This window comes from Streptomyces sp. 17_S59, from assembly GCF_056930295.1.
The window spans coordinates 2,637,122-2,660,939 of the sequence record NZ_JBXOWD010000001.1 but is presented as its reverse complement, the minus strand read 5'-3'; the positions used below and the strand labels follow the sequence as shown (position 1 = coordinate 2,660,939).

Annotated in this window: 16 protein-coding genes; 12 read left to right on the top strand and 4 right to left on the bottom strand. The window is 72.8% G+C overall.

Annotation, left to right across the window (positions count from 1 at the left end):
• Positions 1-87 precede the first annotated feature (87 nt).
• On the top strand, positions 88-840 hold the full coding sequence (locus tag AC1Z4A_RS11740) for a response regulator (RefSeq protein WP_483677995.1): 753 nt from the start codon (positions 88-90) through the stop codon (positions 838-840).
• 39 nt (positions 841-879) lie between these two features.
• Here the strand turns inward: AC1Z4A_RS11740 and AC1Z4A_RS11735 are convergent, their stop codons facing one another.
• Both AC1Z4A_RS11735 and AC1Z4A_RS11730 read right to left on the bottom strand, forming a co-directional pair.
• Positions 880-2,100 (bottom strand): winged helix-turn-helix domain-containing protein, encoded by a 1,221-nt coding sequence (locus AC1Z4A_RS11735; protein ID WP_483677992.1) that lies wholly within the window; start codon positions 2,098-2,100, stop codon positions 880-882.
• A 42-nt stretch (positions 2,101-2,142) separates the two neighbouring features.
• Entirely contained in the window at positions 2,143-2,736 is a 594-nt protein-coding gene (locus AC1Z4A_RS11730) for a GNAT family N-acetyltransferase (RefSeq protein WP_483677990.1), read from the bottom strand.
• 226 nt (positions 2,737-2,962) lie between these two features.
• On the opposite strand from AC1Z4A_RS11730, the gene secA reads away from it, so the two are divergent.
• Positions 2,963-5,782: a preprotein translocase subunit SecA gene (secA, locus tag AC1Z4A_RS11725; RefSeq protein ID WP_483677987.1), complete on the top strand. Its 2,820-nt coding sequence runs from the start codon at positions 2,963-2,965 to the stop codon at positions 5,780-5,782.
• Positions 5,783-5,847: 65 nt separating this feature from the next.
• Here secA and AC1Z4A_RS11720 read toward each other — a convergent pair whose 3' ends face one another.
• Positions 5,848-6,330 (bottom strand): Rv3235 family protein, encoded by a 483-nt coding sequence (locus AC1Z4A_RS11720; RefSeq protein WP_483677985.1) that lies wholly within the window; start codon positions 6,328-6,330, stop codon positions 5,848-5,850.
• Positions 6,331-6,619: 289 nt separating this feature from the next.
• On the opposite strand from AC1Z4A_RS11720, the gene AC1Z4A_RS11715 reads away from it, so the two are divergent.
• The 4 genes from AC1Z4A_RS11715 to AC1Z4A_RS11700 all read left to right on the top strand — a co-directional run bounded on the left by AC1Z4A_RS11715 (position 6,620) and on the right by AC1Z4A_RS11700 (position 14,508).
• Positions 6,620-7,123: a DUF6912 family protein gene (locus AC1Z4A_RS11715; RefSeq protein ID WP_483677983.1), complete on the top strand. Its 504-nt coding sequence runs from the start codon at positions 6,620-6,622 to the stop codon at positions 7,121-7,123.
• A gap of 59 nt (positions 7,124-7,182) precedes the next feature.
• Positions 7,183-7,860 carry an HAD family hydrolase gene (locus tag AC1Z4A_RS11710; RefSeq protein WP_483677979.1) on the top strand — a complete coding sequence of 226 codons (678 nt, stop codon included), beginning with the start codon at positions 7,183-7,185 and terminating at the stop codon, positions 7,858-7,860.
• A gap of 372 nt (positions 7,861-8,232) precedes the next feature.
• On the top strand, positions 8,233-13,272 hold the full coding sequence (locus AC1Z4A_RS11705) for an NAD-glutamate dehydrogenase (RefSeq protein WP_483677977.1): 5,040 nt from the start codon (positions 8,233-8,235) through the stop codon (positions 13,270-13,272).
• Positions 13,273-13,353: 81 nt separating this feature from the next.
• Positions 13,354-14,508, top strand: a complete 1,155-nt coding sequence (locus AC1Z4A_RS11700) for a hypothetical protein (protein WP_483677974.1) — start codon at positions 13,354-13,356, stop codon at positions 14,506-14,508.
• Here the strand turns inward: AC1Z4A_RS11700 and AC1Z4A_RS11695 are convergent.
• Positions 14,436-14,960 carry a GtrA family protein gene (locus tag AC1Z4A_RS11695; protein ID WP_483677970.1) on the bottom strand — a complete coding sequence of 175 codons (525 nt, stop codon included), beginning with the start codon at positions 14,958-14,960 and terminating at the stop codon, positions 14,436-14,438. The genes AC1Z4A_RS11700 and AC1Z4A_RS11695 overlap by 73 nt on opposite strands.
• Positions 14,961-15,107: 147 nt before the next feature.
• Between AC1Z4A_RS11695 and manB the strand changes: the two genes are divergently transcribed.
• From manB to AC1Z4A_RS11665, 6 genes are all read left to right on the top strand, one after another.
• A complete protein-coding gene (gene manB / locus AC1Z4A_RS11690; protein ID WP_483677967.1) occupies positions 15,108-16,187 on the top strand; it encodes a mannose-1-phosphate guanylyltransferase in 1,080 nt (359 codons plus the stop codon).
• A gap of 66 nt (positions 16,188-16,253) precedes the next feature.
• The gene (locus tag AC1Z4A_RS11685; protein WP_483677965.1) at positions 16,254-17,081 is read left to right on the top strand and encodes a polyprenol monophosphomannose synthase; all 828 of its coding nucleotides are present in this window, start codon (positions 16,254-16,256) and stop codon (positions 17,079-17,081) included.
• A 19-nt stretch (positions 17,082-17,100) separates the two neighbouring features.
• Positions 17,101-18,597, top strand: coding sequence for a hypothetical protein (locus tag AC1Z4A_RS11680; RefSeq protein ID WP_483683570.1), 1,497 nt, complete (start codon positions 17,101-17,103; stop codon positions 18,595-18,597).
• Positions 18,594-19,856 carry a glycosyltransferase family 87 protein gene (locus AC1Z4A_RS11675; RefSeq protein WP_483677963.1) on the top strand — a complete coding sequence of 421 codons (1,263 nt, stop codon included), beginning with the start codon at positions 18,594-18,596 and terminating at the stop codon, positions 19,854-19,856. The genes AC1Z4A_RS11680 and AC1Z4A_RS11675 overlap by 4 nt, the downstream gene beginning before the upstream one ends.
• 3 nt (positions 19,857-19,859) lie before the next feature.
• The gene (locus AC1Z4A_RS11670; RefSeq protein WP_483677961.1) at positions 19,860-22,640 is read left to right on the top strand and encodes a bifunctional glycosyltransferase/CDP-glycerol:glycerophosphate glycerophosphotransferase; all 2,781 of its coding nucleotides are present in this window, start codon (positions 19,860-19,862) and stop codon (positions 22,638-22,640) included.
• On the top strand, positions 22,637-23,800 hold the full coding sequence (locus tag AC1Z4A_RS11665; RefSeq protein ID WP_483677959.1) for a glycosyltransferase: 1,164 nt from the start codon (positions 22,637-22,639) through the stop codon (positions 23,798-23,800). Before AC1Z4A_RS11670 ends, AC1Z4A_RS11665 begins: the two co-directional genes overlap by 4 nt.
• The last annotated feature ends 18 nt before the right edge of the window (positions 23,801-23,818 follow it).

The following is a 23,818-nucleotide window of genomic DNA, read 5'->3' as shown; positions in this document are numbered from 1 at the left end:
GCGGCCAACCGCCGGTCCGCCGGAACGGATTGGCGCGGCACAGCACTGAGCAACCGCGAGGGGCCATGGCCTTCAGGGGGAGGAACAATGGCGAACAGGTTCGGGCCGGTACTCGTGCCCGGCGATGACGACGACGAAGGCGCACCCGCGGAGCGCGGCGGCGGGGGCGGCAGGCGCGAGGAGCCGATCCGGGTCCTGGTCGTGGACGACCACGCGCTCTTCCGCAGGGGACTGGAGATCGTCCTGGCCCAGGAGGAGGACATCCTGGTCGTCGGGGAGGCCGGGGACGGCGCGGAGGCGGTGGACAAGGCGGCCGACCTGCTGCCCGACATCGTGCTGATGGACGTCCGGATGCCCAGGCGCGGCGGCATCGAGGCCTGCACCTCCATCAAGGAGGTGGCCCCCAGCGCGAAAATCATCATGCTGACGATCAGCGACGAGGAAGCCGACCTCTACGACGCCATCAAGGCCGGGGCCACCGGATACCTCCTCAAGGAGATCTCCACCGACGAGGTGGCGACCGCCATCCGTGCCGTGGCGGACGGCCAGTCGCAGATCAGCCCGTCGATGGCGTCGAAGCTGCTCACCGAGTTCAAGTCGATGATCCAGCGGACCGACGAGCGCCGCCTGGTGCCGGCGCCCCGGCTCACCGACCGCGAGCTGGAGGTCCTCAAGCTGGTGGCCACCGGCATGAACAACCGTGACATCGCCAGGGAGTTGTTCATCAGCGAGAACACCGTGAAGAACCATGTGCGCAACATCCTGGAGAAGCTCCAGCTGCACTCCCGGATGGAGGCCGTGGTCTACGCGATGAGGGAGAAGATCTTGGAGATCCGCTGAGGCGGGTCCCTCCTGGGCCGGGGCTCCCGGCCGTGCGGCTCAGGCGACCGCCGCCCGCAGCGCCCCGGCCAGCGCAGCGTCGTCGCAGCGCTCGATGCGCACGGCGTCGCAGCCCACCCACTCCGCCGCCTCCCGCAGCGCCCGCGCCATCGGTTCCACGGCCTTCGGGCCCGCCAGGGACACCTGCCGGGCCACCAGCGTCCGGCCGTCGCGCGCCGGATCCACCCGGCCCGCCAGCCGCCCGCCGGTCAGCAGCGGCATGGCGAAGTAGCCGTGCACCCGCTTCTCCTTGGGCACATACGCCTCCAGCCGGTGGGTGAACCCGAACATCCGCTCCGTGCGCGGCCGGTCCCAGATCAGCGAGTCGAACGGCGAGAGCAGGGTCGTGCGGTGCCGCCCCCGGGCCTCCGCGGCCAGCGCGGCCGGGTCCGCCCAGGCCGGCCGGTCCCAGCCGGCCACCTCGACCGGCACCAGGCCCGTGCCCTCGATCACCGCGTCCACCTGCTCGCCCTTGAGCCGGTGGTAGTCCGCGAGGTCCGCCCGGGTCGCCACCCCCATCGCCGCGCCCGCCTGCGCGACCAGGCGCCGGGTGCACTCGGCGTCGTCCAGGCCGTCGTGGAAGAGGTGCTCCGGCACCGCGCGCTCGGCCAGGTCGTACACCCGCTTCCAGCCGCGGCGCCGGGTGCAGACGACCTCGCCGGTGTCCAGCAGCCACTCCACCGCGATCTTCGTCTCGGACCAGTCGTACCACTCGCCGCCGTTCTTGGCGCCGCCCAATTCCGTTGCCGTCAGGGGGCCCTCGGCCGCGAGGCGGTCGCGCACGGCGGCACACGAGCGCTCGGCGTCCGCCATGACGTGCCAGCGGTAGCCGCGCGCCCGCAGGGCCCGCCGCCGGAAGGCGAAGAGCGGCCACTCCTCGACGGGCAGCAGGCACGCCGCGTGCGACCAGTACTCGAAGGCGTGGTCGCCCGACCAGTACGCCGCCTCGACCGCGTCCCGCCCGAGGGCGCCCAGCCGTGCGTACGGCACCAGTTCGTGCGAGCGGGCCAGCACCGAGATCGTGTCCAGCTGGACCGCGCCCAGCCGGCGCAGTATCCCGCGGACCCCGGCCCGCCGGTCGGGCGCGCCCAGCAGGCCCTGGGCGTGCAGCGCCATCCGGCGCGCCTCGTCGGCGGAGAGCTGCGCTTCGGCCCGGTGGTCCCGGTCCGTGCGGGCGCGGGAGCCGGCCCTGCGGCCCTTGGTCGTGGCGGCAGTTGTCATGACGGGCACCCTAGGCCCGGCCACTGACAACGCCCCTTGAGGTCAGCCGCGCTCCGGGTGGGGCAGGTAGGCGGTCGCGGTCGGCAGCCCCAGGTCGGAGGGGAGCAGCGAGCCGATCCAGGCGTCGCGGCGGGTGCCGGAGTGGAGGATCTTGGAGCGCATGGTGCCCTCCATCCGGAAGCCCGTCTTCAGGGCGACGGCGCGCGAGCCCTCGTTGCCGGCCTCCGCGTACCACTCCATCCGCTCGACGCCCAGGTCCTCGAACGCCCAGCGGACGACCCGGCGGGCCGCCTCCGTGGTGAAGCCGCGGCCGCGCTGCTCCTTCGCCGTCCAGTAGCCCAGCTCGGCCTGGCGCTCGGGAGTGCGGAGCTGTTCCAGGCGGACCAGGCACATGGCGCCCACCAGCCGCCCGTCCTCCTGCGCGAAGATGCCGAAGGTGTACAGGGAGTCGTCGAGCCAGCCCTTGGGGCACGTCTCCTCGACGTAGAGGCGGGCGTCGTCCGGGGTGTAGGGGGACGGGACGCTCGTATAGCGCGGAATGTCCGGTTCCTGGCAGGCTGCGTGCACCGCGGGCGCGTCGGCGGCCGAGAACGGGCGCAGCAGGAGGCGCTCGGTGGTCAGGCGTATGGGCTCCATGGACGGAGTTTAGGGAGCAGGACCGGACAATGGTGTCCGAATATTGACGCCCGGCACCTTCGGGGACCGCCGTTCGTTCTCACTGCGGGTGACACCCGGCCTCGGAACCGACGGACCTCCCGGTGCGGCGGGGTCCTCGCTTACGATGGCCGTTGCGGCGGGGACTGTCCCGTCGTGCCCGCGCACCCCACCGTGCCCAGGCCCGACCGGCAAGGAGCCAGCCTACGTGTCCGTCTTCGGCAAGATCATGCGTGCAGGAGAAGGCAAGATCCTGCGCAAGCTGCACCGCATCGCGGACCAGGTCAATTCCATCGAAGAGGACTTCGTCAACCTCTCCGACGCCGAGCTGCGTGCCCTGACCGAGGAGTACAAGCAGCGGTACGCCGACGGCGAGAGCCTGGACGACCTGCTGCCCGAGGCCTTCGCGACCGTCCGCGAGGCCGCCAAGCGCGTCCTCGGCCAGCGCCACTACGACGTGCAGCTCATGGGCGGCGCCGCCCTGCACCTGGGTTATGTCGCGGAGATGAAGACCGGTGAGGGCAAGACCCTCGTGGGCACCCTCCCCGCGTACCTGAACGCGCTGTCCGGCGACGGCGTGCACCTGATCACCGTCAACGACTACCTGGCGGAGCGCGACTCCGAGTTGATGGGCCGGGTGCACCGCTTCCTCGGCCTCTCGGTCGGCTGCATCCTCGCCAACATGACCCCGGCGCAGCGCCGCGAGCAGTACAGCTGCGACATCACGTACGGCACGAACAACGAGTTCGGCTTCGACTACCTCCGCGACAACATGGCGTGGTCGCAGGACGAGCTGGTGCAGCGCGGCCACAACTTCGCCGTGGTCGACGAGGTCGACTCCATCCTGGTCGACGAGGCCCGTACGCCGCTGATCATCTCCGGCCCGGCCGACCAGGCCACCAAGTGGTACGGCGACTTCGCCAAGCTGGTCACCCGCCTCAGCAAGGGCGAGCCCGCGAACCCGCAGAAGGGCGTCGAGGAGACCGGCGACTACGACGTCGACGAGAAGAAGCGCACCGTCGCCATCCACGAGGCCGGTGTGGCCAAGGTCGAGGACTGGCTGGGCATCGACAACCTCTACGAGTCGGTCAACACCCCGCTCGTCGGCTACCTCAACAACGCCATCAAGGCGAAGGAACTGTTCAAGAAGGACAAGGACTACGTCGTCATGGACGGCGAAGTCATGATCGTCGACGAGCACACCGGCCGCATCCTGGCCGGCCGCCGCTACAACGAGGGCATGCACCAGGCGATCGAGGCGAAGGAAGGGGTGGACATCAAGGACGAGAACCAGACCCTCGCCACGATCACCCTGCAGAACTTCTTCCGCCTCTACAACAAGCTCTCCGGCATGACCGGTACGGCCATGACCGAGGCCGCCGAGTTCCACCAGATCTACAAGCTCGGCGTGGTGCCGATCCCGACGAACAAGCCGATGATCCGCAAGGACCAGTCGGACCTCATCTACCGCACCGAGGTCGCCAAGTTCGAGGCCGTCGTCGAGGACATCGCGGAGAAGCACGAGAAGGGCCAGCCGATCCTCGTCGGCACCACCTCGGTCGAGAAGTCCGAGTACCTCTCGCAGCAGCTGTCCAAGCGCGGCATCCAGCACGAGGTGCTCAACGCCAAGCACCACGAGCGCGAGGCGACGATCGTCGCCCAGGCCGGCCGCCGCGGCGCCGTCACGGTCGCCACCAACATGGCCGGCCGCGGTACGGACATCAAGCTCGGCGGCAACCCCGAGGACCTCGCCGACGCGGAGCTGCGCCAGCGCGGCCTCGACCCCGAGGAGCACATCGAGGAGTGGGCCGCGGCCCTGCCCGCCGCCCTGGAGAAGGCCGAGCAGGCCGTCAAGGCGGAGAACGAAGAGGTCAAGGACCTGGGCGGGCTCTACGTCCTGGGCACCGAGCGGCACGAGTCGCGCCGCATCGACAACCAGCTGCGCGGCCGCTCCGGCCGTCAGGGCGACCCGGGCGAGTCCCGCTTCTACCTGTCGCTGGGCGACGACCTGATGCGCCTGTTCAAGGCCCAGATGGTCGAGCGCGTGATGGCCATGGCCAACGTGCCCGACGACGTGCCGATCGAGAACAAGATGGTCACCCGCGCCATCGCCTCCGCCCAGTCGCAGGTCGAGCAGCAGAACTTCGAGACCCGCAAGAACGTCCTGAAGTACGACGAGGTCCTCAACCGCCAGCGCGAGGTCATCTACGGCGAGCGCCGCCGCGTCCTGGAGGGCGAGGACCTCCAGGAGCAGGTCAAGCACTTCATGGACGACACCATCGACGCCTACATCCAGGCCGAGACCGTCGAGGGCTTCGCCGAGGAGTGGGACCTGGAGCGGCTGTGGGGCGCCTTCAAGCAGCTCTACCCGGTGCGGGTCACCATCGAGGAGCTGGAGGAGGCCGCCGGCGACCGCGCGGGCATCACGGCCGAGTTCATCGGCGAGTCCGTCAAGGACGACATCCACGAGCAGTACGACGCCCGCGAGGAGCAGCTCGGCTCCGACATCATGCGCGAGCTGGAGCGCCGCGTCGTGCTGTCCGTCCTGGACCGCAAGTGGCGCGAGCACCTCTACGAGATGGACTACCTCCAGGAGGGCATCGGCCTGCGCGCCATGGCCCAGAAGGACCCGCTGGTCGAGTACCAGCGCGAGGGCTTCGACATGTTCACCGCCATGATGGAGGGCATCAAGGAGGAGTCGGTCGGCTACCTGTTCAACCTGGAGGTCCAGGTCGACCAGCAGCTCGAGGAGGTGCCGGTCGAGGAGGCCGCGGAGCGCCCCGCCGAGAAGGTCCAGGACACCGTGCCCGCCGCCCGGCCGGAGATCCGCGCCAAGGGCCTCACGGCCCCGCAGCGCCCGGACCGGCTGCACTTCTCCGCCCCCAAGGTGGACGGCGAGGGCAGCGTCGTCGAGGGCGACTTCGTCAGCGACGACACCGGTGAGTTCCGCTCCGAGGCGGACGGGCTGACCCGGGCCGAGCGCCGCAAGGCGCAGAAGAGCACGGGCGGCCGCCGCCGCCGGAAGTAACCGCAGCACGGCCCGGAGGGGCGGGACACGCTCGACGTGTCCCGCCCCTCCGCCGTTCCCCAGGCCTAGGCCCCGCCCAGCTCGACGGCGGAGCAGCGCCAGCGCCGGTCCGGGCACTGCTCCAGGCGGAAGGCCAGGGCCCGCAGCCGGTCGCCGGAGGCGATCCGCGCGAACGCCTCGATCACCCCGGGCCGGGGCCGGAACTCGTCGCACCTGCGGAGGACGGGCGCGGTCCGGCCCGGTGGCGCGGGGCGCAGGGGCAGCCGCGGCGCCAGCTCGGCCAGCTGGTCGTAGGCGGGCGAGAGGGTGTGGCCGAGCATCCAGTGCACCGGGCGCTGCCCGCTGAGGGTGAGCAGCAGCCGCTCGGCGAACCAGTAGTGCGGGCGGCGGTGCTCGCGGTGGTGGGCCGCCGTGCGCCGGAGGTCCGTGCGCCGGGGCGGCGCGCTCGCCTCGCCCCTCGCCCGGGACACATGGTCCGACGCACGTCCGGGCAGCCGCCCGGAGGAGTGGGTGGACGGCTGACTGACGTGCTGCTGGCCCTGGTGCATGCGATCGCCCCCGTGATGCCGGCCCGGCCCTCGGTACCAGGCGGTAGCTTCGGTCGGTGATCTTCTACCGGCGGCTTTCCGGCAGCGGCAAGGACGCCGCCGGCGGGCCCGGCAGGCCGCGGGCCTTCACCTATCAGGGGGACCAGCGGCCCGAAGGCCCTCACCGGCGGCCGGGGCCGGGCTCCGGCCGGGCGGCCGTGTGCGGCACACCGGCACTTCGAAGGGGGACCCGCGCCCGTATGCTGGCAGCACTATCCGTAAGTCCTCAGGAATCAGGAAAGCGGCGGTCATGCGCGTCTACGTCCCCCTGACCCTCCCCGGCCTCGCCGAGGCGCACAAGGCGGGCCAGCTGGGCCCGGCCCCGCTGGACGCCTACGCCGTCACTCCCGCGCTGCGCGAGTGGTACCTCTCGGACGACATCGAGGAGCTGGAGTACGCGGCGCTCAGCCGCGCCGCCCAGGCGTCCCTGCGCATGCTGGCCGGTGAGCCCGGCGCGGCGCGCCGCCGGGTGGTCGTCGCGGTGGACGTGCCCGACCGCCTGGTCTCCAGCGACCCGGACCGGTCCCTGGACCAGTCGGCGCTGGGCGAGGTGCGGCTGGCGGAGCCGGTGCCGCTGAAGAAGGCGGCCTCGGTGCACGTCGACGCCGAGGAGGCCGAGGAGGACGTGGCGGCCGCCGCGGCCGCCCTGGGCGCGGCGGACCAGGGCGACGACGACGCCCGGTTCACGGTGGACGGCGCCGAGGACCACGAGCTGATGTGGTTCGGTGTCCAGGAGATTCCCAACCTGGTCTGAGGGCAGTCCGGGGGCCCGCTCCCAGGGGCGTTGTCACACCGGGCCGGTACCGTCTCTGTATGGGGATGAACAGCATGGGCAAGCGGGCGGCGCACATCGTGTGGGACTGGAACGGCACGCTGTTCCACGACGTCGACGCGGTCATGTCGGCGACGAACGCCGCCTTCGCGGAGATCGGCCTGGAGCCCATCACCCTCGCCCGGTACCGGGAGCTGTACTGCGTGCCCATCCCGCGCTTCTACGAGCGCTTGATGGGCCGCCTGCCCACCCAGGCCGAGTGGGTCCACATGGACGAGGTCTTCCACCGGTACTACCGGGACCACCACATACGCTGCGGCCTGGCCGAGGGCGCGGAGTCGCTGCTGGCGCGCTGGCAGGACACGGGCGGCACCCAGTCGATCATGTCGATGTACGGGCACGAGCACCTGCTGCCGCTGGTGCGGGGCTTCGGCATCGAGCGGAGATTCGTCCGGGTGGACGGGCGCACGGGGCCTTCGGGCGGCAGCAAGGCGGAGCACATGGTCCGCCACATCGCCGGTCTGGAGGGCGTGGCCGTCGACCGCACGGTCGTCATCGGGGACGCGCTGGACGACGCCGTGGCGGCCGCCCATGTGGGTGCGCACGCCGTGCTGTACACCGGCGGTTCGCACAGCCGGGCCAGTCTGGCGGGGGCGGGAGTCCCCGTGGTCGACTCCCTGGAGGAGGCGGTCGCGGAGGCCGGGCGTCTCGCAGGCTGACGCCCGCCGGGCCGAGTACGCTGAGGCGGTGGTATCCGGTCCGTACCCGGTCTGTCCAGAGCGGCCAAGTTCCGGCCCCGGTTTTGTACACAATCGGCCGGTGCGTTTTCCCCGGGGAAGAGCGATAGCCTTACCAGGTGATCAGCGCGATATCCGGCGGGGGCGACGACGCCTCCGTTCTGCTCCCGGGCCGTCACCGGCCCCGGGTCGCCGCTGCTTCCCGGAATCGGGCGCTCTGTGCGGTGTTCACCGAGAACGGCCCGGTCACCCCTCATCCCGGCATGGCGTCGAGGACGACCGGAGACCCCGCGTCGCGGCGTGATGCCACCACCATCTATGTCACGCAACGGCGCGCGACAGGAGCCAGAGGACATGCAGACCAAGCTGGACGAAGCCAAGGCCGAGCTGCTCGAGCGGGCGGCCCGCGTCGCCGATAACGTCCCGGCCGGGGGTCAACAGCCGGCCGGCCGGAAGGGCGAGGGCGGGTTCGACCAGGAGACCCTCACCGCCTACCTCCAGCGTTACTACCTGCACACCGCCCCCGAGGACCTCACCGGCCGCGACCCGGTCGACGTCTACGGCGCGGCCATCTCCCACTACCGGCTTGCCGAGATGCGGCCGCAGGGCACCGCGAACGTCCGGGTGCACACCCCGACCGTCGAGGAGAACGGCTGGACGTCCAGCCACTCCGTCGTCGAGGTCGTCACCGACGACATGCCCTTCCTGGTCGACTCGGTCACCAACGAGCTGACCCGCCAGAACCGCGGCATCCACGTCGTCATCCACCCGCAGGTGATCGTCCGCCGCGACGTCACCGGCCGGCTGCTCGAGGTCCTCGGCTCCGCCTGCACCACCCACGGCAACGGCAAGGACGCCACGCTGCCGCACGACGCGCTCGTCGAGTCCTGGATCCACGTCGAGACCGACCGCGAGACCGACCGCGACGACCTCAAGCAGATCTCCGCCGACCTGCTGCGCGTCCTCTCCGACGTCCGCGAGACCGTCGAGGACTGGGGCAAGATGCGCGACTCCGCGCTGCGCATCGCCGACGGCCTGGCCGAGGAGCCCACCGACGGCATCCCCGGGACCGAGCTGGACGAGGCCCGCGAGCTGCTGCGCTGGCTGGCCGCCGACCACTTCACCTTCCTCGGCTACCGCGAGTACGACCTGACGACGGTCTCCGCCGACGGCGGCGAGGAGGACGTGCTCAGCGCCGTCCCCGGCACCGGCCTGGGCATCCTGCGCTCCGACCCCACGCACACCCCCGACGGGCACCACGAGGGCCACCACGCCCCGCTCACCCGCCCCTCGTCGCCGTCCTTCAGCCGGCTCCCGGCGGACGCCCGCGCCAAGGCCCGCGAGCACAAGCTGCTCGTCCTCACCAAGGCCAACAGCCGCGCCACCGTGCACCGCCCCTCCTACCTCGACTACATCGGGGTGAAGAAGTTCGACGCCGCCGGCAACGTGATCGGTGAGCGCCGCTTCCTGGGCCTGTTCTCCTCGGCCGCCTACACCGAGTCCGTGCGCAGGGTGCCCGTCATCCGCCGCAAGGTGGCCCAGGTCCTGGACGACGCCGGCTTCAGCCCCGACAGCCACGACGGCCGCGACCTGCTCCAGATCCTGGAGACCTACCCGCGCGACGAGCTGTTCCAGACCGACACCGACCAGCTGCGGGCCATCGCCACCAGCGTGCTCTACCTCCAGGAGCGCCGCCGGCTGCGGCTGTACCTGCGCCGTGACGAGTACGGGCGCTACTACTCCGCCCTGATCTACCTGCCGCGCGACCGCTACACCACCGGCGTCCGGCTGCGGCTGATCGACATCCTCAAGGAGGAGCTGGGCGGCACCAGCGTCGACTTCACCGCCTGGAACACCGAGTCGGTGCTCTCCCGGCTGCACTTCGTCGTCCGCGTCGAGCCCGGCGCCACCCTGCCGGACCTCACCGACGCCGACGAGGAGCGCATCGAGGTCCGCCTGGCGGAGGCCGCCCGCTCCTGGGCCGACGGCTTCGCCGAGACGCTGACCGCCGAGGTCGGCGAGGAGCGCGCCGCCGAGCTGCTGCGCCGCTACGCCCACGCCTTCCCCGAGGGCTACAAGGCCGACCACAACCCGCGCAGCGCCGTCGCCGACCTCGCCCACCTGGAGAAGCTGACCGTGGCGGGCGGCGGCCAGGACTTCGAGCTGAGCCTGTACGAGCCGGTCGGCGCGGCCCCCGGCGAGCGCCGCTTCAAGATCTACCGCACGGGCGAGCCGGTCTCCCTGTCCGCCGTGCTGCCGGTGCTCCAGCGGCTCGGCGTCGAGGTCGTCGACGAGCGCCCGTACGAGCTGCGCTGCGCGGACGGGACGACCGCCTGGATCTACGACTTCGGGCTGCGGATGCCCGAGAGGGTCGAGGGCGACGACGCACGCACCCGCTTCCAGGAGGCCTTCGCGGCCGTCTGGACCGGGGCCGCGGAGAACGACAACTTCAACAACCTCGTGCTGCGGGCCGGTCTCGACTGGCGGCAGGCGATGGTGCTGCGGGCGTACGCCAAGTACCTCCGCCAGGCCGGCTCCACGTTCAGCCAGGCCTACATGGAGGACACCCTCAGCAGCAACGTCCACCTCACCCGGCTGCTGGTGAACCTCTTCGAGGCCCGGATGTCCCCGGCGCTCCAGCGCGCGGGCACGGAGCTGACCGACGGGCTGCTGGAGGAGCTGGACGGCGCCCTGGACCAGGTGGCGAGCCTGGACGAGGACCGCATCCTGCGCGCGTTCCTGACCGTCATCAAGGCCACGCTGCGCACCAACCACTTCCAGCGCGTCAGCGCGGGAAGCGAAGGCGGGGGGCAGCGCGCCGAGACCGGTGCCCCGCATCCCTACCTGTCGCTGAAGCTGGACCCGCAGGCCATTCCGGACCTGCCGGCCCCGCGCCCGGCGTTCGAGATCTGGGTGTACTCCCCGCGTGTCGAGGGCGTGCACCTGCGCTTCGGCAAGGTCGCCCGCGGCGGTCTGCGCTGGTCCGACCGGCGCGAGGACTTCCGCACCGAGATCCTGGGCCTGGTCAAGGCGCAGATGGTGAAGAACACCGTCATCGTGCCGGTGGGCGCCAAGGGCGGCTTCGTCGGCAAGCGGCTGCCGGACCCGGCCGTCGACCGCGACGCGTGGCTGGCCGAGGGCATCGCCTCGTACAAGACCTTCATCTCCGGTCTGCTCGACATCACCGACAACATGGTCGGCGGCGAGGTCGTGCCGCCCAAGAACGTCGTGCGCCACGACGGCGACGACACCTACCTCGTCGTCGCCGCCGACAAGGGCACCGCGACCTTCTCCGACATCGCCAACGAGGTCGCGGAGTCCTACGGCTTCTGGCTGGGCGACGCGTTCGCCTCCGGCGGCTCGGCGGGCTACGACCACAAGGGCATGGGCATCACCGCCCGCGGCGCCTGGGAGTCCGTCAAGCGCCACTTCCGGGAGCTGGGCCACAACACCCAGACCCAGGACTTCACGGTCGTCGGCGTCGGCGACATGTCGGGCGACGTGTTCGGCAACGGCATGCTGCTCTCCGAGCACATCCGCCTGGTGGCCGCCTTCGACCACCGGCACATCTTCCTCGACCCGACGCCGGACTCGGCCGTCTCCTACGCCGAGCGCCGCCGCCTGTTCGAGCTGCCCCGCTCCTCCTGGGCGGACTACAACACCGACCTGCTCTCCGCGGGCGGCGGCATCCACCCCCGCACGGCCAAGTCGATCCCGGTCAACGCCCATGTGCGCGAGGCCCTCGGCATCGAGCCCGGCGTCACCAAGCTGACCCCGGCCGAGCTGATGAAGGCCATCCTCAGCGCGCCGGTGGACCTGCTGTGGAACGGCGGCATCGGCACGTACGTCAAGGCGTCCACCGAGTCCCACGCGGACGTGGGCGACAAGGCGAACGACGCGATCCGGGTGGACGGCGGGGACCTGCGGGTCAAGGTCGTCGGCGAGGGCGGCAACCTGGGCCTGACCCAGCTGGGCCGCATCGAGTTCGCCCTGTCGGGCGGGCCGGAGTCCACCGGCGGCCGGGTGAACACCGACGCCATCGACAACAGCGCCGGCGTGGACACCTCCGACCACGAGGTGAACATCAAGATCCTGCTGAACGGGCTCGTCACCGAGGGCGATATGACCGTCAAGCAGCGCAACAAGCTGCTCGCCGAGATGACCGACGAGGTCGGCGAGCTGGTGCTGCGCAACAACTACGCGCAGAACGTGGCGCTGGCCAACGGCGTGTCCCAGGCCCCCAGCCTGCTCCACGCCCACCAGCGGATCATGCGCCGGCTGGTGCGCGACGGCCACCTGGACCGCGCCCTGGAGTTCCTGCCCACCGACCGGCAGATCCGGGAGCGGCTGTCCGCCGGGCGCGGCCTGACCCAGCCCGAGCTGGCCGTCCTGCTCGCCTACATCAAGATCACCACGGCGGAGGAGCTGCTCACCACCGAGCTGCCCGACGACCCGTACCTCCAGCGGCTGCTGTACGCCTACTTCCCGCAGGCGCTGCGCCAGTCGTTCGGCGAGCAGATCGACACCCACGCGCTGCGCCGCGAGATCGTGACGACCGTCCTGGTCAACGACACGGTCAACTCCGGTGGTTCGACCTTCCTGCACCGGCTGCGGGAGGAGACCGGGGCCTCGCTGGAGGAGATCGTCCGGGCGCAGACCGCGGCCCGCGAGATCTTCTGCCTGAACGAGGTGTGGGACGCCGTCGAGGCGCTCGACAACGTGGTGGCGGCGGACGTGCAGACCCGCATCCGGCTGCACGCGCGGCGGCTGGTCGAGCGCGGCACCCGCTGGCTGCTCAACAACCGCCCGCAGCCGCTCCAGCTGGCCGAGACGATCGGCTTCTTCAGGGACGGCGTGGAGACGGTCTGGGCCGACCTGCCCAAGCTGCTGCGCGGCGCGGACATCGAGTGGTGGCAGTCGATCCACGACGAGCTGGTCGACGCCGGGGTGCCCGACGAGCTGGCGGTGAAGGTGGCGGGCTTCTCGTCCGTCTTCCCGGCGCTGGACATCGTCGCCACCGCGGACCGTACCGGCAAGAACCCGCTGGACGTCGCCGAGGTCTACTACGACCTCGCCGACCGGCTGCACATCAGCCAGCTGATGGACCGGATCATCGAGCTGCCGCGGGCCGACCGCTGGCAGTCCATGGCCCGCGCCTCCATCCGTGAGGACCTGTACGCGGCCCACGCGGCGCTGACGGCCGAGGTGCTGTCGGTCGGCAACGGCGGCTCGACGCCGGAGGAGCGCTTCCGGGCCTGGGAGGAGCGGAACGCCGCGATCCTCAGCCGGGCGCGCACCACGCTGGACGAGATCCGGGGTTCGGACTCGTTCGACCTCGCCAACCTGTCGGTGGCGATGCGGACGATGCGCACTCTGCTCCGCTCGCACGGCTGACGCACGACTGAAGGGGGCGGCCCCGGGGAAAACTCCCGGGGCCGCCCCCTTTTCGCGTGCTGAGCGTGCTGAGAGAGACGAATGAGAGTCGTTTCACGGCTGGTGGCCACCCCGGCGCGCCGGGAGGGGGCCCTTGCGGTGGCCCTCCACCTCGGCCTGGCCGCCATCGGCTTCGCCGTCCTGCTGCTGATCGTCCATCGCCTGGGCCACGGCGTGCAGTGGCTGCTGCACCGCTGGGACAGCGGCCACTACCTGCGCGTGGCCGAGCGTGGCTATCCGAGCGCCATCCACTACCGCGACGACGGGACGCCCGCCTACAACCGGCTCGCCTTCTTCCCGCTGGTGCCCGCCCTGATCCGGGGCATACACCTGCTGACCGGGCTGGGCTACGCGTACGCCGGGGTGCTGGTCTCCTGGTGCGCGGCGGCGGTGGCCGCGGCGGGGATCCCCGCGCTCGTGCGGCAGGCCGGGGGCGGGCCCGCCGCCGGGTACGCGTGCGTGGCGCTGTGGTCCTGCTCCCCGTACGCCTTCGCGCTGTGGGTGCCGTACTCGGAGGCCGTGTTCAGCGCGGTGCTGCTGTGGGCGCTGGTGGCCGTGCTGGCGGGCCGCTGGCTGGCAGCCGGGGCGCTGAGCGTGCTGGCGGGCACGGTGCGGCCGACGGCCACGGTGCTCATTGCGACGGTGATGCTCGCGGCGGGGTGGGCGGTGGTGCGCCGACGGGGCGGCCGGCGGGCGTGGGCGGCGCTGTTCCTGGCGCCGCTGGGGCTGCTGGGGAGCTGGCTGTACCTGGGCAGCCGGGTGGGGCGCTGGGACGGCTGGTTCGAGGCGGAACGGGCCTGGGGGCAGTCCTTCGACTTCGGCAGCGGTACGGTGCGCTTCCTGCGGCACGTGCTGCTCTACCGGGACGGGGACGTCGCGGACGTCCGGCACATGGCCGTGGTCGCGCTGGTGCTGCTGACGCTGGTCGGGACGCTGGCGCTGGCGCTGGACCGGGGCGTGCCGTGGCCGCTGGTCGCGGTGGTAGCGGGGGCCTGGGTGCTGATGATGTGCACACCCGGTTCACAGTTCTCCAAGCCACGTTTCATGCTGCCGTTCCTGCCGGTTCTGCTGCTGTTGGCGGCCCGGCCGCTCGCGCGTGCTCCGCTTGGGGTGCGGATCTGTCTCTACGGTGGAGGTGCGGTGGTCTCGGGTTGGTACGCGGCCGGGTTGCTCGTGCTGTTCGACGGCTCGCCGTGACGCGAGACGCGGAGCGCGCCGTGCCCGGGAAGCGCCCTGAAGACCCAGGCCCGGTAGGACCAGAAGCGGAACAGGGTGGCCGTGCCGATGCCCAGGAACTTGAAGAGGTTGCTGAGGAACGGGCTGGCCAGGCCGAAGCCGTAGGTGGCGACGTAGAGCACGCCGTTCTCGATCACCAGGCCCACGACGCTGAAGACGGCGAAGAGCAGGACCTCCCGGCTGCGGTGGTCCTTGTCGCGGTCCCGGTAGGTGAAGTAGCGCAGCCCCAGGTAGTTGAAGGCGATCGCGACGACGGTCGCGATCACGCTGCACCGCACCACGGGCAGCCCCGTCGCCCCGCGGCAGATGTTGAAGACGCCCAGGTTGACGAAGATCCCCAGCCCGCCCACCGCGCCGAACTTCGCGAACTCCCGTCCGAGCGCCAGCAGCCTGGCCGGTCCGGGCATGGGCATCCCCCTCGGTTGCGTCGGTCGCAAGGGCATCTCCAGATACGGTCGCCACGCGTAGCGGACATTTCACGTAGACAGTCGATTGTAGTGTAAATTGCCGCAAAAACTGACGCAGTGCGACGATGTGATCACAGTGGGCGAGGAGCTGGCATGACAGAGGCGGTACTGCTCGTCGGCGGCAAGGGGACCCGGCTCCAGCCGCTCACCATCAACACCCCGAAGCCGATGGTCCCGGCCGCGGGCGTGCCCTTCCTCGCCCACCAGCTGGCCCGCGCCGGAGCCGCCGGGGTCCGCCATGTGGTCCTGGCCACCTCCTACCTCGCCGAGGTCTTCGAGCCCTACTTCGGCGACGGCTCCGCGCACGGCGTGCGCCTCACCTACGTCCATGAGGAGGAACCCCTGGGCACGGGCGGGGCCATCCGGCACGCCGCCCCGGCGCTCTCCGCCCGGCCCGGCGAGCCCGTACTGGTGTTCAACGGCGACATCCTCACCGGCCTCGACATCCGGGACCTGCTGCTCCGCCACGAGCGGGCCCGGGCGGACGTCACCCTCCACCTGACCCGGGTCGCCGACCCGCGCGCCTTCGGCCTGGTGCCCACCGACGGGGACGGCCGGGTCCTCGCCTTCACCGAGAAGCCGCGGCGCCCGGAGGAGATCGTCACCGACCAGATCAACGCGGGCTGCTACGTCTTCCGCCGCGAGGTGATCGACGCCATCCCGGCCGGGCGGCCGGTCTCCGTCGAGCGGGAGACCTTCCCCGGGCTGCTGGCCGCGGGCGCGCTGCTGCACGGCGTCGTCGACGCCTCGTACTGGCTGGACCTGGGCCGCCCGGCCTCCTTCGTGCAGGCCTCCGCCGACCTCGTGCGCGGCATCGTGCGCTCCCCGGCCGTACCCGGCGACCCCGGCGAGTACCTCGTACTGCCCGGCGCCCACGTCGAGGGCGGGGCCAGGCTCGGCGGCGGCACGGTCGTCGGCGCCGGGGCCAGGGTCGCCGCGGGCGCGGACGTCGAGGGGTCCGTGGTGCTCGACGGCGCCCTCGTAGAGGCCGGCGCGCGGGTGCGGGCGTCCATGGTCGGCACCGGCGCCCGGGTGGGCCCCCGGACCGTGCTGGACGGCGCCGTGATCGGCGACCACGCCGACATCGGCGCGGACAACGAACTGCGCGAAGGGGCCCGCATCTGGTGCGGCACGGCCATCCCCGATGCCGCGATCCGCTTCTCCGCCGTCTGACCCCGTCGCCCAGACTGTCTCCCCGGAAACGTCTTTCCCACTGGCCGCACCGACAAGGACCTGCCCATGAGCGCTCCGTGCACCCCCGCCGCCGCGACACCGCTCCCCGCCGAGTGGGGCCGCACCCCGCTGACGGTCGTGATGCCCACGTACAACGAGGCGGACAACCTGCCCACCATGGCCGAGACCCTGATGGCCCTGCCCCTCGAAGGGCTGCGGCTGCTGGTCGTCGACGACAACAGCCCGGACGGCACCGGCACCGTCGCCGAACAGCTGGCCGACAAGTACAACGAGCCCGGCGGCCCGGACGGCCCCGCCCGCACCCGCATGGGCGTCCTCCACCGCACCGCCAAGGCCGGCCTCGGCCGCGCCTACGCGGCCGGCATGGAACGGGCCGTCGAGGAGGGCGCCGCCTACGTCCTCCAGATGGACGCCGACGGCAGCCACCCCGCCGACAAGATCGCCGAAATGCTCGGCGTCGCCCTCGCCACCGGCGCGGACGTCGTCGTCGGCAGCCGCTACGTGCCCGGCGGCACCCTCTCCGATGCCTGGAAGGCCCACCGCAAGCTGCTCTCCCGCTGGGCCAACGCCTACGCCAGCGGCATCCTCGGCACCCGCGTCCGCGACATCACGGGCGGCTTCAACCTCTGGAGCGCGGACGCCCTGCGCGCCCTCGACCTCTCCACCGTCGACAGCGCCGGCTACAGCTTCCAGGTCGAGACCAAGTACCGCGCGCTGCGCTCCGGCTTCACCGTCGTGGAGGTGCCCATCCACTTCGAGGACCGCACGGCCGGGGAGTCGAAGATGGACCTCGCGGTGCAGCTCGAATCCGTGGCCATGCCCTGGCGGCTGCGGTCGAAGGCGCTCCGCACGGCCCACAAGCACCGCCGCTGACCCCGCCGTGACCGCGCCCATGGCCTTCGGGGCGAGGCTCCCGCACCGGACGGCCGTCGCCGCCGTCCTGCTGCTGGGCGTCCTGCTGCTGCTCATGGTGGTGCGGCTGCCCTGGTCCGGCGACCTGGGCATGCACGGCGCGGTGCTGGAACGGCTGCGCGCGGACCTGCTCCACCCCGGCAATCCGCTGGTCGACGAGGACACCCCCAGCCCGTACTACTCGCCCTGGACGGTCCTGCTGGCGCTGGTGGCGACGGGGGCCGGCTGGGGCACGTTCGGGGTGCTGCGGCTGGCGGCGCTCGCCGGGCTCGCCCTGCTGGCCACCGGGATCGCCGCCTTCGTCCGCACATTCACGGCGCGGCGGACCGCGGTGCCGCTGGCGCTGCTGTGCGTGCTGCTGCTGTACGGGGTGCGGCTGTTCGCCTGGAGCGGGGTGCCCGGGCTCACCTCGCTCTGCCTGACCCTCGCCTACCCGAGCACCTTCGCCCTGGGGCTCGGCTTCCACCTGTGGGCGCTGCTGCGCAAGGCGCTGGCGCGGGGCTGGGGGACGGCGGGGTTCCTGTGGCTGGGGGTGCTGCTGGCCGGGGTGCTGCTGTGCCATCAGTTCACCGGTGCGGTCGTGGTGCTGGGCGTGACGGCCGTGCTGGCGGGGGCCCGTCCCCGGCCCGGCCGCGAGGTGTGGCTCCGGGTGGCCGCGGGTGGCTGCCTCGCGCTGGCGCTGCCGCTGTGCTGGCCGTACTACTCCTTCCCGGGGCTGCTGGGCGGCGGGCTGGACGCCATCCACCGGCCGCTCTACGGCCATCTCGCGGCGCGTTTCTGCCTGGTGGCGCTGGGGGGCGCCGCCCTGGCCGTGCGCTGGCGCCGCGACCGCCGCGATCCGCTGGTGCTCTTCTGCGGGCTGGGGGCGGTGGTCTTCGCCGCCGGCTGGCCGAGCGGGCACTACGCGTGGGGGCGCGCGCTGCCCGCCGTGCTCCTGCCCGCGCAACTCGCGCTCGCCATCGAGACGGCCGAGGCCCTGCACGCCCCCGGCGGCAGGCTGCGCCGGGCGCTCCCGGCGGCGACGGCCGCTGCCCTGCTCACCGGGGCCTGGGCGCAGGCCGGGGTGCTGTCGTACGTGCTGCGCCAGGACGCCATCCCGCCCGTCCTGCGCGAGGCGCGGGCCATCGCCCTCTGGCCGCGGTTCGGCTGGGCGGCCCGGCAGGTGCCCAAGGGGGCGACGGTGCTCACCGACGACTACTACGCCCTGCGGACGCTGCCCGCCTACGGCCCGTACACCGTCGCCCCGGCCTACCCCGATCTCTTCCTCCCCGACGAGGAGCGGCGCCGGGACGCGACCCGGCGCTACTTCGCCCCGGCCACCTCCCGGGCCGAACGGCTCGGCATCCTCAAGGAGTACGGCGTGCGATGGGTGCTGCAGAAGAACGGCGGGCCGGGCCTGCCGCCGGACGACCCCGCGCTGGGGCGGGAGGTGCGGGGCCCGGGCGGCCTCGCGCTGCGGGAGGTCCTCGGCCGGTGACAGCGACCCCCGCCCCCGGCGACGCGACGGCCCGCTGGCTGTACGGCCGCGCGCCGCGGCCCGCGCTGTGCGCGGCCCTGCTGCTGTACGCGCTCGGCTCGGTGCGGTCCTACGAGAAGGTGCGCACGGGCATCGACAACGAGGTCGTGGTGCGCGCGGCCCGGACGCTGCTGGAGGGCGGCTCCCCGTACGCGGACAAGCGGTTCCTCTACCTGCCCGGGGCGGCCTTCGCGGCCCTGCCGCAGACGCTCCTCTCCGAGCGGGTGCTGTTCTACGCCGTGCCCGCGGCGACCGGGGTGCTGGTGGCGGTGGGCGCGCTGCTGGCGCTGCGGATCTTCGGCGCCCGGGCGGACAGCCGGCTGGCGGCGGCCATGGCGGCCGGGCTGGCGCTGTTCCTGCCCTTCGTCAGCCTGACGTACCTGGGCAACTGGACGGCCGCCTCGGTGATCGCCTTTCCGGGCACGCTACTGGCGGCGCGGCGCGGGCGGTGGGATGCGGCGGGGGCGGTCATCGGCGGGGCGATCGCGCTCAAGCCGATGCTGGTGCCGGTGCTGCTGCTGTTCGTCCTCGCGCGGAGGTGGCGGGCGCTGGCGTGGGCGGTGGTCATCCCGGTGGCGGTGTCGCTGGTCGCGGCGGCGGCGATGCCCCGGCCGGGGCTGTTCTTCACCCGGACGCTGCCCTTCCTGCTGCACGGCCAGGACTCCTACGCCCGTCCGTACGACTCCTCGTGGCCGACGGTGCTGCCGAGGCTGGGCGTGCCGCACGCGCCGGCCTTCGCCCTCGGGGTGCTCGCGGCGGGTGCGGTGCTGTACTTCGCCCGGCTGCGCTGGCGCTGCGGGGGCGACGAGGGCGTACGGCTGGTGGAGTGCGCCTCGCTGCTGATGCTGGCGGCGTTCGTGGTCTCGCGCCCGTCGTTCATGAACTACGCGCTGGTGGTGGTGCCTTCGCTGGCCGCGTCGTACGTGGCGCGGAGCGCGGCCTCGCGGTCCGTGTGGTTCTGGATGCCGCTGGTGCCGCAGTGGGGCGGGGTGCCGTGGCCGGGGGTGGAGTCGGCGCAGCAGCACGCGTTCAAGGACATCGTGATGTTCGGCGGCATGGCAACGGTGCTGGCGTTCACGGCGTGGCGGGAGAGGGAGCAGGGGCGGGACCGGGTGGGGGGCCGGGGGAGGGCCGCCACCCTGCCTATTGTCACTGTCAGTGATGATGATTACTCTCTGTGTAGTGAGGTCGAGGTCCGGCCCGATCCCGAAGCGAGGTGACCCATGCCCACCGCCGACGTCAGCGTGGTCGTGATCGTCTACAACGACGCGGCCCGGCTGCCCCGCGCCGTACGGTCCGTCCTCGGCCAGTCCCTGCGCAGCCTCGAAGTGATCGTCGTCGACGACTGCTCCACGGACGGCACCCCGGCCGTCGCCCGCGAACTGGCCCGGTCCGACCCCCGGGTGCGCACCCTGAGGCTGCCCGCCAACAGCGGCGGCTGCGGGGCGCCGCGCAACGCCGGCATCGAGGCCGCCCGCGCGCCCCATGTGATGTTCCTCGACAGCGACGACGAACTCCCGTACCACGCCTGCAAGTCGCTGCTGCTGGCCGCCGAGGGGACGGGCGCCGACTTCGTCACCGGCGAGGTCACCCGGCTCTTCGAGGAGACCGGCGCCACCGGCCTGTGGTACCCCGAACTCTTCGCGGACGTACGGCTCGTCGACGGCATCCGCGCCGCCCCCGAGTACTTCCTCGACAACCTCTCCACCAACAAGCTCTACCGCGCGGACTTCCTCGCCCGGCACGGCCTGCGCTTCCCCGAGGACCTCCACTACGAGGACCACCTCTTCACCGCCCGGGCCTTCACCCTGGCCCGCTCCTTCGCCGTCGTCCCCTGGCCCGTCTACACCTGGCGGCTGGCCGGGGACCCCGCGGCCGGGCCGTCCATCTCCTCCGGCCGGCACCGGATCCAGAACGTCCGCGACCGCATCGCCGTGGCCCGGCTCGTCGACGACTTCCTGGAACGGACGGGCAACGCCGACCTGAGACCGGCCAAGGACGCGAAGTTCCTCCGCCACGACGTCCGCCTCCTCCTCGGCGACCTCCCCTTCCGGGACCGCCGGTGGGCCGCGGAACTCGCCGCCGCGCTCGCCCCCTGCCTGGACGGCATCCCCGCCGGGACCCTCGCGGCCGTCCCGCGCGAGCAGCGCGTGTGCCAGTACCTGTTGCGCACCGGCCGGTTCGAGGAGGCCGCCGAGTGCGCCCGCACCCTGGACCGGCCCGGCCTCGCCCCGCGCCACGTCGTCCGGGACGGCGCCGGGCGCACCTACTGGGGGAGCACCCTGCCCCCGGACGGGCCCGCCGCGGAGGCTCTGGACATCACCGAGTGGCGGCCGGACGAGCAGTCCTTCGCCGGCGGCCCGCTGCGGCACGAGGCCGTGCGGCTCGAACCGGCGGGCGCGCGCCTGCGCGTCTCCCTGCGCACCTACGACCCGTTCCGGCTGCTCCCGGCCGCCGGGCCGGTGACGGCCGAGCTGAGGGTGGCCACGGCGGCGGGGCCGTACGCCGTGCCGTTCCGGTACGAGCCCGCCGGGGAGGACGCCGGGGAGGGTGCGGCGGTCCGGCGGGCCGAGATCGTGGTCGACCTGGGCCGGGTCCCGCTCGGGATCAAGGGCTTCCGGGGCCGCCGTCACCCCGTCGTCGCCCTCACCCGGCTGGGGCTGACCCGCACCGATCCCGTGCTGGCCCCCGCCGGGCTGCCCTCGCTGCGCACCTGGACCGGCGGGCACCGGGTGCGGGCCGGCTGCGAGGGGCGCGGGGCGGGGAGGCTCGAGTTCTCCTGGGAGCGCGTGGGGGCCCTCCGGCACGCCGAGGCCGCGGCGCCCGCCCTGGCGCCGCTGCGGCGGCTCGCCCGGCGCGCCACCGGGCCCCGGGCCAAGGCCCTCGTCTGCCACGAGCTGCAGAAGCTGCCCGTCGACGAGCACCTGGTGGTCTTCGAGGCCCTGGAGGGCCGCGGCTACGCCGACAGCCCCCGCTATATCCACGAGGAGCTGCTGCGGCGCGGTCTCCCGCTGCGCGCCGTGTGGTCCTGGACCGGCAGCCGCTCCTCCTACCCGGAGGGTGTCGAGCTGGTCCGGCGCGGCAGCTGGGAGTACGTCCGCGCGGTGGCCCGGGCGCGCTACTGGGTGGACTCGCACGGCTTCCCGGCCCACTTCGCCAAGCGCCCCGGCACCCGCTACCTCCAGACCTGGCACGGCCAGGCCCTCAAGCACATGGGCTTCGACTCCCCCGAGCTGCGGCTGGCGAGCGCGGAGCGGCAGCGGCGGCACCGCGCGGCGGTGGCCCGCTGGGACGCGCTGATCTCCCCCAGCGAGGAGTTCGAGCGGACCTTCGTACGGGCCAACGGATACACCGGTGAGCTGCTGCGCACCGGGCTGCCCCGCAACGACGTCCTCGTCCGCTGGAACGACCCCGAGCAGCGTGACCGCGCCGCCGCCACCCGCGAGCGCCTGCAGATCCCCGAGGGGCGCAAGGTGCTGCTCTACGCACCGACGTTCCGCGACGGGGCGCGCGGCAGCGGCGAGTCGATCCGGGCGGACCTGCCGGAGCTGGTGCGCGCGGTGGGCGAGGAGTGGACGGTGGTGGTGCGCCCGCACTACTACGAGCGGTTCACGGTGCCGCGCGAGCTGGGCCACGCGGTGCGCGAGGGGCGGGAGTTCACCGACCTCAACGACCTGCTGCTCGCCTCGGACGCCCTGCTCACCGACTACTCGTCGGTGATGTTCGACTACGCCAACCTGGGCCGGCCCATCCTCCTCTACGCCGACGACTACGCGGAGTACCGCTCACTGGCCCGCGGCACCTACTACGACCTGCCCGGCATCGCCCCCGGCCCGATGCTGGCCACGACGGGGCAACTGGTCGACACCCTGCGGAATCTGGCGGAAGTGCAGGAGGAGTGGGCGGAGGCGTACGCCCGGTTCCAGGCGCGGTTCAACTCCCATGAGACCGGGTGGGCGAGCAAGGCCGTGGTCGACCTGTTCTTCGAGGGGGTTGCGCGGTGAAGCGGCGGCAGCTGTTCCTGGTGGGCATCGACGTCGACTCGATGGGCGGCTCGCAGCGGGTGCTGCACACCCTCGCCCAGGGCTTCGCCGGGCGGGGTCACGACGTCGAGCTGATCGGCATCCGGCCCAGCCCCGAGCCCCACGAGTACACCGCGGATCCCGGCTACCGGCGCACCACCCTCCACCGCTCGCCCGCCGCCCCCTCCCGGGAGGCCGCCTCGCTCGCCGAGCGGCTGAGCCCGGTGCGGCTGCGCGCGGCCCGTGCCGAGCGGCTGGAGCGGGCGCGGGCGCGCGAGCTGCTGGCCCGGAGGCTCGCGGCGGTGCCGGAGGGGCGCGGGGGATATGTGATCGCGGGCTCGCCCTGGGCGGTGGACTGGCTGGCCGGGGCCGGCCGGCCGCCGGGGCTGCGGGTCGTCGGGCAGTACCACGAGTCGTTCCTCCAGGCCCGCGGCTCGGCGAACCTCCAGTTGATCCTGCGTCACTATCCGGCGCTGGAGAAGGCGGTGTTCCTGAGCGAGGCGGACGCCGCCGAGTTCCGCCGCAGGCGGCTGCCGAACGCCGCCGCGATGCCCAACCCGCTGCCCTTCGAGCCCCTCGCGCCTGCCCCCCTGGACACCCGGCGCATCGGCGCCGTGGGGCGGCTGGACGCGGTGAAGCGGCTCGACCGCCTGCTCGACGCCTTCGCCTCGGCCGCCCCGGCCGGTGCCGGGCAGCCCGGCTGGGAGCTGCACTTCTTCGGCGAGGGCCCGCTGGAGCCGGAGCTGCGGGCGCGGGCGGAGCGCCTGGGCGTCGCCGAGCGGGTCCGCTTCCGGGGCGCCGTGCAGGACATGGCCGCCGCCTACCGCGAGCTGTCGCTGGTGGCGCTCACCAGCGAGCGCGAGGGGCGCCCCATGGCCCTCGCCGAGGCATCCGCCGCCGGGGTGCCGTGCGTCGGTTTCGACCTGTCGGGCGGGGTGCGCGAGCTGGTGGACCACGGCCGTACGGGCACGCTCGTGCCGCCCGGCGACACGGCGGCGTTCGCGGCGGCGCTGGCGGAGCTGATGGGGGACGGGGCGCTGCGCGAGCGCTACGGGCGGGCGGCGCGGGCCCATGTGGCGCCGCTGGCGCTGCCGGCGGTGCTGGACCGCTGGGAAGCGCTGTTCGAAGAGATCGACCGGTAGGGGGGCGGGAGTGAACCA

Bases quoted from the DNA above. Each gene is read 5' to 3' on its own strand.
- AC1Z4A_RS11740 (WP_483677995.1), top strand. From the start codon at position 88: ATGGCGAACAGGTTCGGGCCGGTACTCGTGCCCGGCGATGACGACGAC.
- AC1Z4A_RS11735 (WP_483677992.1), bottom strand. From the start codon at position 2,100: ATGACAACTGCCGCCACGACCAAGGGCCGCAGGGCCGGCTCCCGCGCC.
- AC1Z4A_RS11730 (WP_483677990.1), bottom strand. From the start codon at position 2,736: ATGGAGCCCATACGCCTGACCACCGAGCGCCTCCTGCTGCGCCCGTTC.
- AC1Z4A_RS11720 (WP_483677985.1), bottom strand. From the start codon at position 6,330: ATGCACCAGGGCCAGCAGCACGTCAGTCAGCCGTCCACCCACTCCTCC.
- AC1Z4A_RS11715 (WP_483677983.1), top strand. From the start codon at position 6,620: ATGCGCGTCTACGTCCCCCTGACCCTCCCCGGCCTCGCCGAGGCGCAC.
- AC1Z4A_RS11710 (WP_483677979.1), top strand. From the start codon at position 7,183: ATGGGGATGAACAGCATGGGCAAGCGGGCGGCGCACATCGTGTGGGAC.
- AC1Z4A_RS11705 (WP_483677977.1), top strand. From the start codon at position 8,233: ATGCAGACCAAGCTGGACGAAGCCAAGGCCGAGCTGCTCGAGCGGGCG.
- AC1Z4A_RS11700 (WP_483677974.1), top strand. From the start codon at position 13,354: ATGAGAGTCGTTTCACGGCTGGTGGCCACCCCGGCGCGCCGGGAGGGG.
- AC1Z4A_RS11695 (WP_483677970.1), bottom strand. From the start codon at position 14,960: ATGCCCATGCCCGGACCGGCCAGGCTGCTGGCGCTCGGACGGGAGTTC.
- manB (WP_483677967.1), top strand. From the start codon at position 15,108: ATGACAGAGGCGGTACTGCTCGTCGGCGGCAAGGGGACCCGGCTCCAG.
- AC1Z4A_RS11685 (WP_483677965.1), top strand. From the start codon at position 16,254: ATGAGCGCTCCGTGCACCCCCGCCGCCGCGACACCGCTCCCCGCCGAG.
- AC1Z4A_RS11680 (WP_483683570.1), top strand. From the start codon at position 17,101: ATGGCCTTCGGGGCGAGGCTCCCGCACCGGACGGCCGTCGCCGCCGTC.
- AC1Z4A_RS11670 (WP_483677961.1), top strand. From the start codon at position 19,860: ATGCCCACCGCCGACGTCAGCGTGGTCGTGATCGTCTACAACGACGCG.